Genomic DNA, 16,163 nt, shown 5'->3' with positions numbered 1-16,163 from the left:
GCCTGAGCGGAATTGAGAGGTTCTTACACGACCTCCGCTCACCCTGAGCTTGTCGAAGGGTTAGGCGCTACGCAGAAATGCGGCGCCAATCCCGTCGATTCTGCCGGAACCACGCGCAGTTCCACCTCGAACGGCGGTGGCGCCTCGCCGCCCTCGATCCGCGCGATGAGCCGCTCTGCCGCCGCCGCCGCCATGTCGCCGAACGGGCGCAGCACCGAGGTCAGTGCCGGGCTCAGCATCCGCGTGAGCAGGCTGCCGTCGAAGCCCACCACCGACAGCCCCCCCGGCACCGCGATCCCCCGCACCGCCGCGACCTTGAGCACGCCCGCCGCCATGATGTCGTTCGCCGCGAAGATGCCCGTCGGCCGCTCGGCCAGCGCCAGAAGCTGTTCCGCCCCGGCCACGCCCGAGGCGAAATCGTAGTCGCCCGGCGCTTCGGCCACGCTGGCCCCGGCGCGCGTCGCCTCCTCGATGAAGCCCGCGCGGCGCTCCATGGCCGAGGCCGTATCGGCGGGACCGTTGACGATGCCCAGCCGCCGGTGCCCCAGATCGAGCAGATGCCGCGCGACTTGCGCACCTGCCGCCCGCTCCTCGCTGACGATGACGTCGGCAAAACCCGCGATCGGCACCGAAGACAGCGCCGCAACCGGCACTTGTGCCTCGGCCAGAGCCTCGGCCAGACCCGGCACGCCCGAAACCGGCGGCAGGATCACCAGTCCGTCCACGCGCGACCGCTCGACGAAGCCCAGCACGTCGCGGATCGCCGCCTCGGCCTCCAACGGGGTGGGGTGGACGATCACCTCGTAGCCGCGCGGCGCGGTCAGGGCGACGACGCCGCGCTGGATGGAATCGAGCACCAGCGCGTTGCGATCGTTGTGGATCAACCCGATCAGGAACGAGCGCCGCATCGCCAGCGCCCGCGCCCGCGCGCTCGGCCGGAAATTGAGCGCGGCGATCGCGGCCTCGATCCGCTGGCGGGTCTCGGCATTCACCTTGGGCGACTTGTTGAGCACCCGCGAAACCGTGCGGATCGAGACCCCGGCGGCGGCGGCCACGTCCTCGATGGTGGGATCGCCTTCGCGCGCTCTTGCTGGGGTTTCATGCATCGCCAGGCTTGTATGGCCGATCGCGCGTTCCTGCAATTTTCATTGACACCGATGCCATAGATGATAGCGCTAGCATAAATCAAAAGCAGAACCGGAGAGAGCCATGAAGTTCGACCGCCGAGAGGCCCTGTTTACAGCGGGTAGGGCCGCAGCGCTGGGCGCAGCAGGCGGCGCGGCATCGCTGACGGCGCTGGCAGGCAGCGCGAGCGCAGCCACGGCCGCCGCATCCTCGCCTGCAAAGCCCGCTTCGGTCGGCGCTTCGAAGTACCGGCGTGGCTTCGACGACCAGCGTATCCCGGACCAGGGCAACGGCACGTACCTCAACCCGCTGATGGCGGGCGACCATCCCGACCCGACGATCGTGCGGGACGGGATGGACTATTACATGACCTTCTCGACCTTCGATTCCTATCCGGGGCTGGTCGTGTGGCATTCGGCGGACCTGATCAACTGGCGGCCCCTTACCGCCGCGCTGACGAAGAACCTCGGTTCGGTCTGGGCGCCGGACATCAGCAAACACGGCGGCCGCTTCTTCATCTACTTCACCGTCAAGGCGACGCCCAACGCACAGTACGTGGTCTGGGCCGACAAGGCGGAAGGCCCGTGGAGCGAGCCCGTCAGCCTCGGCCTGCCCGACCATATCGACCCCGGCCACGCGGTGGGCGAGGACGGTTCGCGCTGGCTGTTCCTTTCCGGCGGCGACCGCATCCGGCTGGCCGAGGACGGCCTCTCGACCGTCGGCGCGGTGGAGCACGTCTACGACCCCTGGCACTACCCGGACGACTGGGACGTCGAGGGGTTTTCGCCCGAAGGCCCCAAGATCGTGCGGCGCGGCGAATACTTCTACCTCGTCACCGCGGTTGGCGGCACGGCGGGTCCGCCGACCGGACACATGGTGATCGCCGCGCGCTCGAAGTCGATCCACGGCCCCTGGGAGAACTGCCCGCACAATCCGATCGTGCGCACCACCGACTTGTCCGAGGCGTGGTGGTCGCGCGGACACGCCACGTTGTTCGAGGGGCCTGCCGGGGACTGGTGGTCGGTATACCACGGCTTCGAGAAGGATTTCTGGACGCTCGGCCGCCAGACCCTGCTCGATCCCGTCAGCTGGACCGCCGACGGCTGGTTCCGCATGGAGGGCGGCGACCTGTCAAAGCCGGCCCGCGCACCCAAGGGCGGCCGCAAGGCGGGTCCACACGGGATGCCGCTGTCGGACGATTTCTCGGCGCTGGAGATCGGCCGACGCTGGAACTTCTTCAAACCCTCGCCGACCGAGCGCGACCGCGCGCGGGTGGCGAACAACACGCTGCACCTGACCGCCGCCGGCAAGGCCCCGGTCGATTCCTCGCCGCTGCTGCTGATCGCGGGCGACCAGGCGTATGAGTTCAGTTGCGAGATCGACATCGACCCCGGCGTCACTGCGGGCCTGCTGCTGTTCTACGACCAGCAACTCTACTGCGGGCTGGGCTTCGACGCGGCGAAGTTCGTCACGCACCAGTACGGCATGGAGCGCGGGCGCCCGGCCAACTACCACGGCCGCAAGATGCTGATGCGGGTGCGCAACGACCGCCACATCGTCGCCTTCCACACCAGCGGCGACGGCGGGAAGACGTGGAAGCGCTTCGACCGGGGCATGGAAGTCTCCGGCTACCACCACAATGTGCGCGGCGGCTTCCTGATGCTGCGGCCGGGTCTCTACTCGGCCGGACAGGGCGAGGCGCGCTTCAGCAATTTCAGGTTCAAGGCTTTGTAAGTGATCGTCGTCCCGGACTTGATCCGGGACCGCTGGCCGTGACCAGCCCCCATAGCTTCAGGGCGCCCGGCACGGCAGCGCCCGCCTAAAGACAGCCACCGGTCCCGGGTCGAGCCCGGGACGACGACGGCCGCAAAGACGAAAAGGACGAATGGCATGACCTCGCTCGATATGCTCCCCGCCGACTGGAAGGACGGCCTGTTCCTCGGCCGCCTCGACTTGGGTGAGGGTCCGACGCCGGTGCTGCTGAGCGGCGGCGCGGCCTACGACATGAGCCGCATCGCGCCGACCGTGGCCGACCTCGTCGATGCAGGCGCCTTCGATCCCGCGCAGGGCAAGGGCCTTGGCGCCGCGGAGGACGTTCTGGCCCGTGCAACGCTGCTCAGCCCGATCGACCTGCAGTGCGTGAAGGCGGCGGGCGTGACGTTCGCCGTCTCGGCGTTGGAGCGCGTGATCGAGGAACGTGCGCGCGGCGATGCCGACAAGGCGCATGCGGTGCGCGGCGGGCTGGAGGAGCGCATCGGCGGCTCGATCCGCTCGGTCGTGCCCGGCAGCCCGGAGGCAGCGGCGCTCAAGGCGGCGCTGATCGAGGACGGCATGTGGTCGCAGTATCTCGAAGTCGCGATCGGGCCGGACGCGGAAGTGTTCACCAAGTCGCCGGTGCTCTCCACGGTGGGATCGGGCGCCACGATCGGCGTGCGTTCGGATTCGCACTGGAACAACCCCGAGCCGGAGATCGTCATCCTCTCCGACGCGCGCGGCAAGGCCGTGGGCGCGACGCTGGGCAACGACGTCAACTTGCGCGATTTCGAGGGGCGCTCGGCGCTGCTGCTGGGCAAGGCGAAGGACAACAACGCCAGCTGCTCGGTCGGCCCGTTCGTGCGCCTGTTCGATGCGGGTTACACCGTGGCGGACGTCAAGAATGCACGAGTACTGCTGCGCATCGAGGGCACGGAAGGTTTCCTCCTCGAAGGCGAGAGCCGCATGTCGGAGATCAGTCGCCCGCCGCTCGACCTGCTGCGCCAGTGCTTTTCCGAGCATCAATACCCGGACGGCGTCGTGCTGTTCCTCGGCACCCTGTTCGCGCCGACGCAGGACCGCGATGCGCCGGGACGCGGGTTCACCCACAAGGTCGGCGATGTCGTGACGATCTCCAGCGATCGCCTCGGAACGCTGGTCAACACCGTCGCCACCTCACGCGATGCGCCTGCCTGGGAAACCGGGATTTCCGCCCTCTACCGAAACCTCGCCGCGCGCGGGCTGATCGGGACAAAAGCCGACGCGCTTGCCTGACTCTTCGACTTCACCAAGGACTTCCATGTTGACCACCACGACCCCCTCCTCCACCGCGCAGGTCGCGCGCTTTCCCTCGCTTGCGGGCAAGGGGGTGTTCATCTCGGGCGGCGGCTCCGGGATCGGGGCGGCGCTGGTCGAGGCCTTCGCGCGGCAGGGGGCGAAAGTGTCCTTCGTGGACATCGCCGCCGAACCTTCCAAAGCGCTGGTGGCGAGCCTTGATGGCACGGTGGAGTTCACCCCCCGCTTCGTCGCCGGCGATCTCAAGGACCTCGACTTCGTGCAGGCGCAAGTCGCGGCGGCGCATGACGCGCTCGGCGGCCTCCACGTGCTGGTCAACAATGCAGCCAACGACGACCGCCACGCCATCGCCGACGTCACGCCGGATTACTGGGACGAGCGCATGGCGGTGAACCTGCGCCACCTGTTCTTCGCCGCACAGGCCGCCGTGCCCTTCATGGAAGCGGCGGGCGGCGGCGTGATCCTGAACTTCGGGTCGATCAGCTGGCACCTCGCGCTCGACCAGCTCTCGCTCTACCAGACCGCCAAGGCCGCGATCGAGGGCATGACCCGCGCGATGGCCCGCGAACTGGGCGAGCGCAACATCCGCGTCTGCGCGATCGTGCCCGGCAACGTCCAGACGCCCCGGCAGGAAAAGTGGTACACCCCCGAGGGCGAGCGCGAAATCCTCGACGCGCAGTGCCTGAAGGCGCGCGTCCAGCCTGCCGACGTGGCGGCGCTGGCGCTGTTCCTCGCCTCCGACGATGCGCGGATGTGTACGGGGCACGAGTATTTCGTCGATGCGGGCTGGCGCTGAGATGACGCCTCAAGTCGCCTGCAGGGTCGGTGCGACGCTGGGCGAGGGTCCGATGTGGGACGCCGCGCGCGGCTGCCTGTGGTTCGTGGACATCAAGGGTCACAAGCTCCATCGCTTCGATCCGGCGGGCGGCGTGCTGGACACCATCGAAGCGCCCGAGGAGCCCGGCTGGGTGATCCCGCTGGCGGGCGCCGCGCTGCTGGTCGGCGCCAGGGCAGGCGTGCACCGCTTCGCGGACGACGCCTTCGCGCTGCTCCACGCGGTCGAGCCCGACCTGCCCGGCAACCGCCTCAACGACGCCGCCGTCCACCCGGACGGCTCGGTGTGGCTGGGCACCATGGACAATGCCGAGGAAGCCCCGAGCGGTGGCTACTACCGCCTCCACGGCAGCGCCTGCACCGCGCTTTCGCCCCAGCCGATGGTCATCACCAATGGCCCGGCCTTCTCGCCAGATGGCGGGACGGTCTATCTCGTCGATACGCTGGAGCGGGTAATCCTGTCCGCCAGCGTCGGCGCGGACGGGCATCCGGGCGAGGCACGGCTCTTCGCGCGCATTCCGGACGGCATGGGCTATCCCGACGGTCCGGTGGTGGACAGCATGGGCACCGTCTGGGTCGGCCTGTTCGGCGGCTGGGGTGTGGCCCGCTTTGCTCCCGATGGCACCTTTCTCGGTCGGGTGGAATTCCCGGTCGCCAACGTCACCAAGATCGCATTCGGCGGCCCGGACCTCACCACCGTCTATGCGACGACGGCACGCAAGGGGTTGTCCGCCGACGAACTGGCGGCTCAACCCCACGCCGGAGACCTCTTCACCTTCGCGGTGGATGTTCCCGGCCTCGCGCCGGGATACCCCACGGCCTGACCGGCCCGTAACGACAAGAACAAGCAATGAGGATGCAAGAATGGCGGCGATAGACATGGGAAGCGCGCCAACCGGCGTGGAGTACGGCGGGAAGGTCAACATGGCCTTCGTCGCCATGATCGTTGCGGTGGCAACGATCGGCGGGTTCATGTTCGGCTACGACAGCGGCGTCATCAACGGCACGCAGGACGGGCTGGAGAGCACCTTCGACCTCTCCGCGCTGGGTACCGGGCTCAACGTCGGCGCGATCCTGCTGGGCTGCGCGGTGGGCGCCTTCGTGGCGGGTCGCCTCGCCGACGTCTGGGGCCGCCGCAGCGTCATGATGATCGGCGCCGCGCTGTTCGTCGTCAGCGCGCTGGGCGCGGGCGCGGCGACCTCTTCGTTGCTGTTCGTCATCGCCCGCCTGATCGGCGGCATCGGCGTGGGCGCGGCGAGCGTGCTGGCGCCGGTCTACATCAGCGAAGTCGCTCCCGCCTCGATCCGCGGGCGCCTGTCCAGCCTGCAGCAGATCATGATCATCACCGGCCTCACCGGCGCCTTCGTCGCCAACTGGGCGCTGGCGAAGCACGCGGGCTCCAGCACCGATCCGCTGTGGCTGGGCCTGCCGGCCTGGCGCTGGATGTTCTGGATGCAGGTGATCCCGGCCGTGATCTACCTCGTCGCGCTGTTCATGATCCCGGAAAGCCCGCGCTTCCTCGTCGCCTGCGGCCGCGAGGCCGAGGCGCAGGCCGTGCTCACCCGCATCTTCGGAGCCGAGACGGCCGCGAAGATGATCGCCGACATCCGCGCCAGCCTTCTTTCCATCGCCGCCGACCACCACCGGCCGAGCTTCGCCGACCTCAAGGACCCCGCGACCGGCCGCCTGCGCAAGCTGGTCTGGGCGGGCATCGGGCTGGCCGTGTTCCAGCAACTCGTCGGCATCAACATCGTGTTCTACTACGGCGCGGTGCTGTGGCAGTCGGTCGGCTTTTCCGAAAGCGACGCGCTGCTGATCAACATCCTGTCGGGCACGCTGTCGATCCTTGCCTGCCTCGTCACCGTGCTGCTGGTCGACCGGCTGGGCCGCAAGCCGCTGCTGCTGGTCGGCTCGGCGGGCATGGCGGTGACGTTGACGACGATGGCGGTGTGCTTTGCCAGCGGCAGCTTCACCGGCGGGCACCTGACCCTTTCGGACCAGACCGGCACTGTGGCCTTGATCGCGGCCAACGCCTATGTCGTGTTCTTCAACCTGAGCTGGGGGCCGGTCATGTGGGTGATGCTGGGCGAGATGTTCCCCAACCAGATTCGCGGCTCGGCGCTGGCGGTCTCGGGCTTCGCGCAGTGGATCGCCAACTTCGGCATCTCGGTCAGCTTCCCGGCGATGGCCGCCGGGCTCGGCCTGCCGCTGACGTACGGGTTCTATGCGCTCAGCGCCTTCCTCTCGTTCTTCTTCGTGCGCGCCATGGTGACCGAGACGCGCGGCCGCACGCTCGAGGAGATGGCGGCTTGATCCAGCTGCGTTCGGGCAGCAGCGAAGCCACGCTGCTGCCGCATCTGGGCGGGTCGATCGGTTCGTTCGCTGTCGGCGGCAAGGACATCCTGCGTCCGACCCCGGCGGACGCCGCGAGCCCGCTGGACGCCGCCTGCTTTCCGCTGGTGCCTTACGCCAACCGCATTGCCGATGGGCGCTTCTCCTTCGCGGCAAAGGACTATGCCCTCCCCCGCAACGTCGCGGGCTTCGAGCATCCGATCCACGGTCTCGGCTGGATCATGCCGTGGATGGTGAAAGACGAGCAGGCCGACCGCGCGGTGCTGGCCTGCATGCATGCCACCGATGCCCACTGGCCGTGGGACTGGTCCGCCACGCAGACTTTCGTGCTTGAGCGCGGCGCGTTGCGCGTGACGCTGGAGGTGGCCAATCGCTCCGACCGCCCCATGCCCTGCGGCCTCGGCCAACACCCCTACTTCGTGCGCGAACCCGATGCGTGGGTGACGTTCTCCGCCGAGGGCGTGTGGCTCAGCGACGCGCGGATGATCCCGAGCGAGGCTGCGCCTGCGGATACCTTCGGAGACTTCGCGGGCGCTGCGGTGCCCGATCCGGCGGTGCTGACCGACAACTGCTGGTTCGGCTGGCAGGGCGAGGCGCGGCTTGGGAGCGTCAGTGTGACGTCGCCCGAGGCCGGGTTCCTGCATCTCTACGCCCCGCCGGGGGAGGACTTCCTCTGCCTTGAGCCTACGACAGCGATGCCCGATGCGTTCGGACGGGTCAGCAGCGGCATGACGGTACTGGAGCCGGGTGAGACACAGGCGTTAACGATGTTGGTGCGGGCCTGATCCGGGTCAATTATTCGCCGTCATTCCCGCGAAGGCGGGAACCCATCTCCTGACGGCTCCTCTTGCACGGGCATCAGTTGGGTCCCTGCCTTCGCGGGGATGACGGAGAGCGTTTCGATCACGCCAAGGCGGGCATCGATAGCGCTTCCGGCAAGGCGCCCCGCCGATGCCAAGGCCGTTCACGACCAGCGGTCCCGGATCACGTCCGGGACGACGGCTTATCCGAACCCGACCGTCCGCGCCCATGCCCGCCACATCTCGGGCCAGATCTCGACCGGCTTGCCGATGGCGCGGCGCAGGCCGAAACCGTGGCCGCCATTGGCGAAAAAGTGCGCCTCGACCGGCACCTTGCGGGCTTTCAGCGCCGCGCGCAGGCGTGCGGTGTTCTCCGCCGGAACGACGTCGTCGTCCTCGGCATGAACGAGGAAATGCGGCGGCGCATCGGCCGGGACCATGCGGTCGGGGGAATGCGCGGCCTCAAGCTCCGGCGTCGGCGAAGGGCCGAGCAGCAGATTACGCGATCCGGGATGCGCTATGCCTGCGTCCATGCTCACCACCGGATAGATCGGCGCGGCGCAGAACGGCTTTGCAGAGAGCTTGTCCGCCTCGTCCACGGGATCGTAGACCCTGGAGGCAAACCGCGCACCGAGGTCGGCGCAGAGGTGTCCCCCGGCGGAAAAGCCCATCGCCGCGACCCGTTCGGGGTCGATCGCGAAGTCCTTCGCGCGGTGGCGGATCAGACGCATGGCGCGCTGCGCGTCGGCAAGCGGGGTGTCGGGGCCGCTCGACCAGCCCTCGCCCGGCAGGCGGTAGAACAGGACGAAGGCGGTGAAGCCGCGCGCGGTCAGCCAGCGGGCGATCTCGTAGCCTTCCTTGTCGACGACGATCCAGCGGTAACCGCCGCCCGGCGTGATCATCACCGCCGCGCCGTTGGGCCGGTCCGGGCGAAACACCGCCATGCGCGGCCGAGTCACGCCGTAGACCGCACGGTCGGTGACGAGGGCGTCGGTGGAACGCTCGTCCACCGTCTCGGTCAGCGGTGCCTTGAGGTGCGCAGGCGGTCCCTTGGGCCAGAGGTCGATTGTCTCGGTCGGCTGCGGAAGGCCGGGCGGGAGTGCCTTGGAAGCGACGGGAGGCGGCGTCTGCGCATTGGCTGGACTTGAGGCCTTTCCAGCCAGCCCAGCAACGGCAAGGGAACCTGCAATCAGGGTTCTGCGATCGAAATCCACACCGGGCTCCCTTGGAAAACAAAAAGGAGCGGGGTCCACGGGCCGGAACCCGCGAACCCCGCGTCAGGGGAGGAGATCAGATCTTCGCGCGCGCGCCGAACAGGATCGTGCGCCCGAAGTGATTGTTCTCGTAGTTGCGGTTCGCGTAGACGTCGTTGAAACGGTAGCGATATTCATCCGTCAGGTTGTTGCCGTCGATCGACAGCTCCAGCCATTCGGTCGCCTTGTAGCGGATCGCCGCATCGACGCTGGTGTACGAACCGTAGCCCTCGAAGATATTGCCGGTGGCGCTGGTAGCGTCCACGAAGGGCCCGCGATAGCTGACCGATCCGCGAATGCTGAACTTGCCGTCGTCGTAGTACAGCGTCGCGTTCCAGGCCTTCTTGGACACGCCCAGCAGGGTCTGGTTGTAGATCGCCGAGACGCCGCTCAGGCCGCAGGCGCCGGTGGTCGCATTGCGGGTGCAGGCCGAAGTCGCGGGGCCGGTGATGGTATAGTCCGCATTGCTCTTGATGAAGGTGGCGTTGCCCTGGAAGCCGGTGTGGCTGAGGATGCCCGGCAGGAAGGTGAAGGGTAGCTGCAGCGCCACTTCCACGCCCTTGAGCGTCGCGCCCTGGCCGTTCACCTGCGTGGAGACGACGTATTCCTGATTGGGATCGTAGTTGATGTAGGCGGGCGTGCTGGCGCCGAGCACCGAGCGATCGAAGCCCAGCTGCGGCAGCGTGGTGACATAGGTGCCTGCAACCGGGAAGCTCTCGATCTTCTTGACGAAGCCCGCCACCGAGAACAACGCTTGTGGAGCGAAGTACCATTCGACCGAGAGGTCGAAGTTGGTCGCGCGGTAGGGCTTGAGGTCGGGGTTGCCGAAGGTGATGCGGTAGTTGAAGCCGTCCACCGAACCACCCGGGTTCAGGTTGCCGAGCGATGGCCGGGTGATGACCTTGGCGATGGCACCGCGCAGGATCACGTCATGATGCGGGTAGAACGCGAGGTTCATCGCCGGGAGCCAGTCGTCGTAGCTGCGTTCCACGGTCTTGGCGATGCCGGCGGTATAGCCGGTCGAGACCTGGTTGGTGTGGGCATAGCGCATGCCCGCATTGCCCGCGTATTCGAGGCCGAAGATCTCGCCCTTGACGTCGAACTGCACATAGCCGCCCGAGGTCGTCTCGCGCACCTGGCGGTTGTTGCCGAGATCCTCGACGGCGGTGCGGCCGTAGAGGTTGGTGTATTCGGCCGCCTTGGCGATGTCGGCGACGAGCCACTGGCTGGTCGTGCCGCTCGGCTGGCCCGCATTACCCAGGTTGACGAGCTGCGAGATGTCCGAGGTGACCGGCAACCCGTAGACGCTGGACGAGCAGGTCACGGTGCCGAGGATCAGGTCCCGCGTACCGTTGGCTCCGCAAGCTGCCGTGTCGCGCTGGAACAGCTGGGTGCGGAAGTCGTAGCGACGCCACACCGCGCCCGCCTTCACCGTGAAGCCGTCGGTCAGGTCCCACTCTGTGCGCAGCTGCGCGGTCTTGAACCTGTTCTTCACGTAAGAGGGACGGTCGCGGATCTCCGCCAGCTGGAAGTTCGCCGGGTTCGCCACGTCGAGGCCGTAGCTCAGCACCGGCGACTTCATGTCCGAGTAGTCGTAGCTGAAACCGTTGGCGTTGCGGTTGTCGTAGGCAAAGGTCGTCTCGACCGGGATGTCGGCGTTCGACTGCGACATGCCGCCCAGTGCGGTGAAGCGGAAGCGGTCGCCGATCTCCTGGTCCCAGGTCGCACCGACCTGCCAGAACTCGGTTTCCGACTTGCGCAGGTAGCTTTCGGTGCGAACGTAGGCGTTGTTGAAGGTCGCGCTGACCATGTTGCCCTTGTCGTCGTAGACCGGGTCCACAACGTCGAAGCGGCGTTCATTCGAACGGGCGAGCACTTCGAGCCACTGCTCGGCGCGGGTTTCCTTGAACGAGGAATAGAGCCCGTCGATCGAAAACTTGGTCTTGTCGTTGGGTTCGAACTGGATGGAGCCGGTCAGGCCGAGGCGCTTGCGATCATGCTCGACGACGCCGTAGCGCGGGATGCGCGGGTGGAACGAGAGCGAAGCCTCGTCGCACGCGGCCGAGGGGCGATAGCTGCCGCCGCTGCTCACCGGATTGCCGCCGGTCGCGCCGGGGACCGAGTAGAAGCACGGGTTGCCGTCCACCGAATTGAAGTAGGCCTGCGCCCAGCGCACCGAGTTGTTGCCGCTCTCGATCGTGTCGGTGTGCGAGTAGGCGGCCGAGAGGTTGACGCCGAAAGTGCCCGCATCATTGCGCCAGGACAGCAGCCCGGCCATCCGCGGGCCGACGTTCTTCGACAGGTCGTTGTACGAACCCTGGACGTTGAGAACGGCGGTCAGGCCCTTCTTGCCGGCCAGCGGATTGCCGGTGTTGAGGTCCACGACCGCGCCCAGCGAGCCTTCGTCGAGGCTGGCTTCGGCGGTCTTGTGGACGACGAGGCTGCTGAACAGTTCCGAGGCGAAGACGTTGAAGTCGAACGCGCGGTCGCGGTTGGCCGAGGCGCCGTCCGAGCTGGTGGCGATCGTCTCCAGACCGTTGACGCGCACGCGAGTGAACTGCGCGCCGAGACCGCGCACGGTGATCGCACGGCCTTCGCCGCCGTCCTTCTGGATCGAGATGCCGGGGATGCGCTGCAGCGACTCGGCAAGGTTCTGGTCGGGGAACTTGGCCATGTCCTCGGCCACGACCGCATCGACCGCCGAGATCGATTCGCGCTTCACGTTGAGCGCGGCCTGCAGAGACTGGCGGAAGCCGGTGACGATGATGTCGCCCGCAGTCGCGGTCTCGTCCGCAGGAGCTGCGGTATCCGCCGCGTCCTGCGGCGCGGGCGCCGCGTCCTGCGCCATCGCAGCCGACGACACGAGAGCGCTGCCCGCACACAGGGCAGCCTTCAAAAGCGAAATTCCGGTAACATGCTGGCGCATGACAACATCCCCTCACGACCCTTGCGGGTCAAAAATGATACCGGTGTCAGAAGGAAGCGCGGCTAACGCGCGCATTGTTCCGGCACCTCTACTCCCGCCCCTTTCGGAGCACCTCGGGCGACCTCCAAAATCGCCCCACCCGTTCCGAAGATCATCCTTGCGATCCTTGGTAACCGGTGTCATCAATATGTGACGCAGGGAGAACGCCCTGTCAATACTCGGAGTCAACAAGCTCCGCCAATGGGAGATCGACAGTGAAAATCCGCAGGCTCGCGAGCCAGATTGTCCTTCCGATTCTGATGGTTGCTTCCACCCCGGCGCTGCTGCACGCAGCCCCGCTAGAGCCCACCCGCGGCGGCGAAGGCGGCCGCATCATCCGCGTCACGACTCTCGCGAAGGACGGTCCTGGATCGCTGAAGGCCGCGGTCGAGGCGAAGGGCAAGCGCATCATCGTCTTCGAGGTCGGCGGGGTCATCGACCTTCAGCGCACGATCCTGAACATCGACGAGCCTTTCCTGACGATCGCCGGGCAGACCGCGCCTTCGCCGGGCATCACGATCGTGCGCGGCGGCATCGATCTCAAGGGCCACGACGTCAAGATCAGCCACATCCGCGTGATGACCGGGGTGGACGGCCAGGCCAAGCTCTCTGGCTGGGAGGCGGATGCCTTCTCCACCGTCGCCGCGCACAACGTGATCGTCGAGCACTGCAGCTTCTTCTGGGCGATCGACGAAAACATGTCGACCTCCGGTCCCCGTTTCAACGGCAAGACCGTCAAGGAATGGCGCGCCGCCACCAGCCATGACGTGCTGTTCCGCGAGAACCTCGCGGCCGAAGGCCTCGCCGACGCCAGCCATCCCAAGGGCGAGCACTCCAAGGGCACGCTGATCCACGACAACGCCACCGGCATCACGCTCTACCGCAACGTCTACGCGCACAACATGGAGCGCTCGCCGCTGGTGAAGGGCGGCGCGCAAGTGCTGATGGTCAACAACATGATCTTCGACCCCGGCCACCGCGCGGTGCACTACAACCTGATGAACCTGGAGTGGGCCGGCCACGACTACGTCACCGGCGAGATCACCGCCGTGGGCAACGTCATGCGCGCGGGCAATTCGACCGCGCCCGGCCTGCCGTTCCTGACGCTGGGCGGCGACGGCGATCTTGCGTGGTATTCCAAGGACAACATCAACGTCGATCGCTGGGGCAACCCGGCGCCGATGTTCGGCCGCTACGGCGTGACCAAGGCGAAGCTGATCGAGAAGGATTCGCCGATGGCCAGCCTGGGCGGCCTCGACGTCATGCCTGCCAAGGACCTGGAAACCAGCCTGCTCGCCTCGGTCGGCGCGCGTCCGTGGGACCGTGCGCCCGATGATATCCGCGTGCTGTTCTTCGTCGCCGAGGGACGCGGCGAGATCATCGACGACGAGAAGGTCGTCGGCGGCTACCCGCACCCCAACCCGACCGCCGCGCCGTTCGTGGACAAGGACTGGAACCTCAAGACCATGGAGCCGAAATCCGGCGTCTATCCGGGCCAGAAGGGCGGCGCGCAGGAGAAACTCTCCGCCCGCGACGAAGCCATGCGCGAGAACGCGAAGTGATCGGGGCGGCGCTCCTGCTGCTGGCGGCGGCTCCGGCGATGGCCGTCATCGACGAGCGCGACACCGTGCGCGAGGAAGCTCCTCCGCACGGCGCCATCGGCATGAGCACCGCCTACCGCATTTCCGACGCAGCGCCCGCGCCGCGCACGATGGAATTCCGCCGCCGCGTCCTCCACAAGGGCGCGGCGATCGGCGAGCATCCCATTGCGCACGATGAGGTTTACTACGTGCTCTCGGGCGAGGGCGAAGTCGTCTCCGACGGCAAGCGCGCGCAGCTCACGCCGGGAATGACCGCCTATCTCTACGACGGCGCCGTGGTCGGCATCTGGCAGCGGGGCGAGGAACCGCTTTCGCTGGTAATCGCCTATCCCAACCCGCCCGCCGCCAAGTAGGTTTCGGCACGACGAATTCTGCAAATTCCTCCCCGACACAAGCTCGGGGAGGAATTTGCGTTACACCCCCGGCTGGACGTAGGGCGCCCTCGCCCACAATTCGCGCTGCCAGCGGCGCGGATCGTTCTCCACCCGCACGGTATCGCCGAACACCATCGTCGCGCGAGCGGGCAGGCGGTACGGAGACCACTGCGCCAGCCCCGGTCGCCCGGTCTTGGCCAGACCGGTGAAGGCGCGCATCATCGCCCCGCTCAGCCTGCGAGCCCCGTCGTCGGTGCCCGAATAGCTGCCCGGCGCGTCCAGCGTGCCGAAGACATAGGGAATGTCGTCCGTATGCGCCGCACCGCGCAAGGGGTCGGTCGGTGAGGGACGGTCGAGCTGGTACACCCACGTCGATCCCGCCCCGGCCGCCGCCCGCGCATCGGCCTCGATCACTTGCCCCGGCCATGACCGGCCCGCCGTGGTGGCTGCGTAATAGACTTGCTCGGGCGTCCAGCCGGGTTCATGGGCGCGGTACTGCTCGACGACCCAGACAGGGTCGAGGTCGATCTTGATCTCGGGCACCATGCGCGCGGCAAGGTTCTCCCACGAGAGCCCCTGCAGCTTGGGTCCCCGCGGATCGAGGAAGGCGCGCGTCTCCTCGCGCACGTTGCCAAGGATCATCGGCACGCCCAGCGACTGCGGCGCGGCATCGGGCCAGAACGGATGCCGCGGCAGGTTGGTCATGTCGAGCACCGGGCCAAAGTAGACCCCGCCGCCCATGATGGGATCAGTGGCGGCAAGACCCTCGACCAGCCGTTCGATCTGCATCGTTCGCAGGCCCTCGACGTCGCCAGGGGCGAGCTTCAGCGCCGCCATAAACGCCTGCGTGCGCGCCCAGGCATGGGCCGGGCCGCTGGCCTGCACCTGCTGCCCGCTCATCGTCGCGGCGGCGTGGAACAGGCCCTTCGCGGCGGGCATCGCCATGAGCGTCGCGATCTTGGCGCCGCCGCCCGACTGCCCGAAGACCATGACCCGCGCCGGATCGCCGCCGAACTTTGCGATGTGCTCGCGCACCCATTGCAGTGCAAGGATCAGATCGAGCTGGCCGAGATTGCCGCTATCGGCATAACGCGCACCGAAGGGCTTGAGCCAGGCATAGCCCAGCGCGTTGAGCCGGTGGTTGACGGTGACGACCACGACATCGCCGTCGGCGGCCAGCTTCGCACCGTGGGTCAGCGGATCGGTGACCGAGCCAGTGGTGTAGGCGCCGCCGTGGAAATAGACCATGACCGCCCGCTTCGCGCGCGGGTCCGCCTCGGGCGTCCAGACGTTGAGGAACAGGCAGTCCTCGGACTGCGGCTCGCCCGCCATGGCGCGTTGCGGGCAGATGGGGCCGAACTTCGCGGCGGTGATCGCAGGGCCTTCGAGCGGCTCGGCGACCGGACGGGCAAAGCGCTCGGCGCGGCCGTAGCGGATGCCCTTGAAGGCATGGACGCCGCTTTCCGGGACGGCGATGTAGCGACCGATTCGGGGCGTCTTCGCGCTGCGGGCGAGAGAGGGGAGCGGCGCCGTGGCGGCGAGCACTGCCGCCGATTTCACGAGGGTTCGACGCGAAAGGTCGGTCATGTTGCTCTCCCAAGCTGAAGTGCGTGCCGCTCACCCACCCCGCTGCGACTAGGCAGCAAGCTGCCAAGTCTCGCTCCCCTCCCGCTTGCGGGAGGGGCTGGGGGTGGGCCTTCTTCTTCTCTTAGCGCCTGACGTCGCCGCCCGAAGCCGAGAAGGCTTCCAGCTCCGCCGGTCCAACAAGGCACATGTCACCCGGCAGGGTATGCTTGAGCACGGTGTAGGCC

General features: G+C 67.6%; 12 protein-coding genes. 8 read left to right on the top strand and 4 right to left on the bottom strand.

The genetic code is table 11. The features are described 5' to 3' along the window. Window positions 1–38: 38 nt before the first annotated feature. Window positions 39–1,106 carry a LacI family DNA-binding transcriptional regulator gene (locus HWN72_RS00635; protein ID WP_211149512.1) on the bottom strand — a complete coding sequence of 356 codons (1,068 nt, stop codon included), beginning with the start codon at window positions 1,104–1,106 and terminating at the stop codon, window positions 39–41. 103 nt (window positions 1,107–1,209) lie between these two features. Between HWN72_RS00635 and HWN72_RS00630 the strand changes: the two genes are divergently transcribed. From HWN72_RS00630 to HWN72_RS00605, 6 genes are all read left to right on the top strand, one after another. Continuing rightward, window positions 1,210–2,859, top strand: coding sequence for a family 43 glycosylhydrolase (locus tag HWN72_RS00630; RefSeq protein WP_211149511.1), 1,650 nt, complete (start codon window positions 1,210–1,212; stop codon window positions 2,857–2,859). A 156-nt stretch (window positions 2,860–3,015) separates the two neighbouring features. After that, complete coding sequence (locus tag HWN72_RS00625; protein WP_211149510.1) at window positions 3,016–4,152, top strand: fumarylacetoacetate hydrolase family protein; 1,137 nt, start codon at window positions 3,016–3,018, stop codon at window positions 4,150–4,152. A gap of 25 nt (window positions 4,153–4,177) precedes the next feature. Beyond that, window positions 4,178–4,969 (top strand): SDR family NAD(P)-dependent oxidoreductase, encoded by a 792-nt coding sequence (locus HWN72_RS00620; protein WP_211149509.1) that lies wholly within the window; start codon window positions 4,178–4,180, stop codon window positions 4,967–4,969. Then, a complete protein-coding gene (locus HWN72_RS00615; protein ID WP_211149508.1) occupies window positions 4,953–5,831 on the top strand; it encodes an SMP-30/gluconolactonase/LRE family protein in 879 nt (292 codons plus the stop codon). Before HWN72_RS00620 ends, HWN72_RS00615 begins: the two co-directional genes overlap by 17 nt. Before the next feature lie 40 nt (window positions 5,832–5,871). Then, on the top strand, window positions 5,872–7,320 hold the full coding sequence (locus HWN72_RS00610; protein ID WP_248005718.1) for a sugar porter family MFS transporter: 1,449 nt from the start codon (window positions 5,872–5,874) through the stop codon (window positions 7,318–7,320). Further along, window positions 7,317–8,144 carry an aldose 1-epimerase gene (locus HWN72_RS00605; protein ID WP_211149507.1) on the top strand — a complete coding sequence of 276 codons (828 nt, stop codon included), beginning with the start codon at window positions 7,317–7,319 and terminating at the stop codon, window positions 8,142–8,144. Before HWN72_RS00610 ends, HWN72_RS00605 begins: the two co-directional genes overlap by 4 nt. A 218-nt stretch (window positions 8,145–8,362) precedes the next feature. On the opposite strand, the gene HWN72_RS00600 is transcribed toward HWN72_RS00605, so the two are convergent. Both HWN72_RS00600 and HWN72_RS00595 read right to left on the bottom strand, forming a co-directional pair. Continuing rightward, window positions 8,363–9,373: an alpha/beta hydrolase gene (locus tag HWN72_RS00600; protein ID WP_211149506.1), complete on the bottom strand. Its 1,011-nt coding sequence runs from the start codon at window positions 9,371–9,373 to the stop codon at window positions 8,363–8,365. Between the two features lie 76 nt (window positions 9,374–9,449). Next, window positions 9,450–12,338 (bottom strand): TonB-dependent receptor, encoded by a 2,889-nt coding sequence (locus tag HWN72_RS00595; protein WP_211149505.1) that lies wholly within the window; start codon window positions 12,336–12,338, stop codon window positions 9,450–9,452. A gap of 299 nt (window positions 12,339–12,637) precedes the next feature. Between HWN72_RS00595 and HWN72_RS00590 the strand changes: the two genes are divergently transcribed. Together HWN72_RS00590 and HWN72_RS00585 are read left to right on the top strand one after the other, a co-directional pair. Beyond that, entirely contained in the window at window positions 12,638–13,939 is a 1,302-nt protein-coding gene (locus HWN72_RS00590; protein ID WP_248005717.1) for a polysaccharide lyase family 1 protein, read from the top strand. A 38-nt stretch (window positions 13,940–13,977) separates the two neighbouring features. Then, window positions 13,978–14,331, top strand: a complete 354-nt coding sequence (locus HWN72_RS00585; protein WP_036530740.1) for a cupin domain-containing protein — start codon at window positions 13,978–13,980, stop codon at window positions 14,329–14,331. Window positions 14,332–14,391: 60 nt separating this feature from the next. Here the strand turns inward: HWN72_RS00585 and HWN72_RS00580 are convergent, their stop codons facing one another. After that, window positions 14,392–15,939 (bottom strand): carboxylesterase/lipase family protein, encoded by a 1,548-nt coding sequence (locus HWN72_RS00580; RefSeq protein ID WP_211149503.1) that lies wholly within the window; start codon window positions 15,937–15,939, stop codon window positions 14,392–14,394. Window positions 15,940–16,163 lie beyond the last annotated feature (224 nt).

Origin of the sequence: Novosphingobium sp. HR1a, from assembly GCF_015594425.1 — a bacterium.
Taxonomy (GTDB): Bacteria; Pseudomonadota; Alphaproteobacteria; order Sphingomonadales; family Sphingomonadaceae; genus Novosphingobium; species Novosphingobium resinovorum_A.
This window is presented reverse-complemented; position numbering and strand designations above follow the sequence as displayed.

Bases quoted from the DNA above. Each gene is read 5' to 3' on its own strand.
- HWN72_RS00615 (WP_211149508.1), top strand. From the start codon at position 4,953: ATGCGGGCTGGCGCTGAGATGACGCCTCAAGTCGCCTGCAGGGTCGGT.
- HWN72_RS00585 (WP_036530740.1), top strand. From the start codon at position 13,978: ATGGCCGTCATCGACGAGCGCGACACCGTGCGCGAGGAAGCTCCTCCG.
- HWN72_RS00635 (WP_211149512.1), bottom strand. From the start codon at position 1,106: ATGCATGAAACCCCAGCAAGAGCGCGCGAAGGCGATCCCACCATCGAG.
- HWN72_RS00595 (WP_211149505.1), bottom strand. From the start codon at position 12,338: ATGCGCCAGCATGTTACCGGAATTTCGCTTTTGAAGGCTGCCCTGTGT.
- HWN72_RS00630 (WP_211149511.1), top strand. From the start codon at position 1,210: ATGAAGTTCGACCGCCGAGAGGCCCTGTTTACAGCGGGTAGGGCCGCA.
- HWN72_RS00610 (WP_248005718.1), top strand. From the start codon at position 5,872: ATGGCGGCGATAGACATGGGAAGCGCGCCAACCGGCGTGGAGTACGGC.
- HWN72_RS00590 (WP_248005717.1), top strand. From the start codon at position 12,638: ATGGTTGCTTCCACCCCGGCGCTGCTGCACGCAGCCCCGCTAGAGCCC.
- HWN72_RS00580 (WP_211149503.1), bottom strand. From the start codon at position 15,939: ATGACCGACCTTTCGCGTCGAACCCTCGTGAAATCGGCGGCAGTGCTC.
- HWN72_RS00620 (WP_211149509.1), top strand. From the start codon at position 4,178: ATGTTGACCACCACGACCCCCTCCTCCACCGCGCAGGTCGCGCGCTTT.
- HWN72_RS00625 (WP_211149510.1), top strand. From the start codon at position 3,016: ATGACCTCGCTCGATATGCTCCCCGCCGACTGGAAGGACGGCCTGTTC.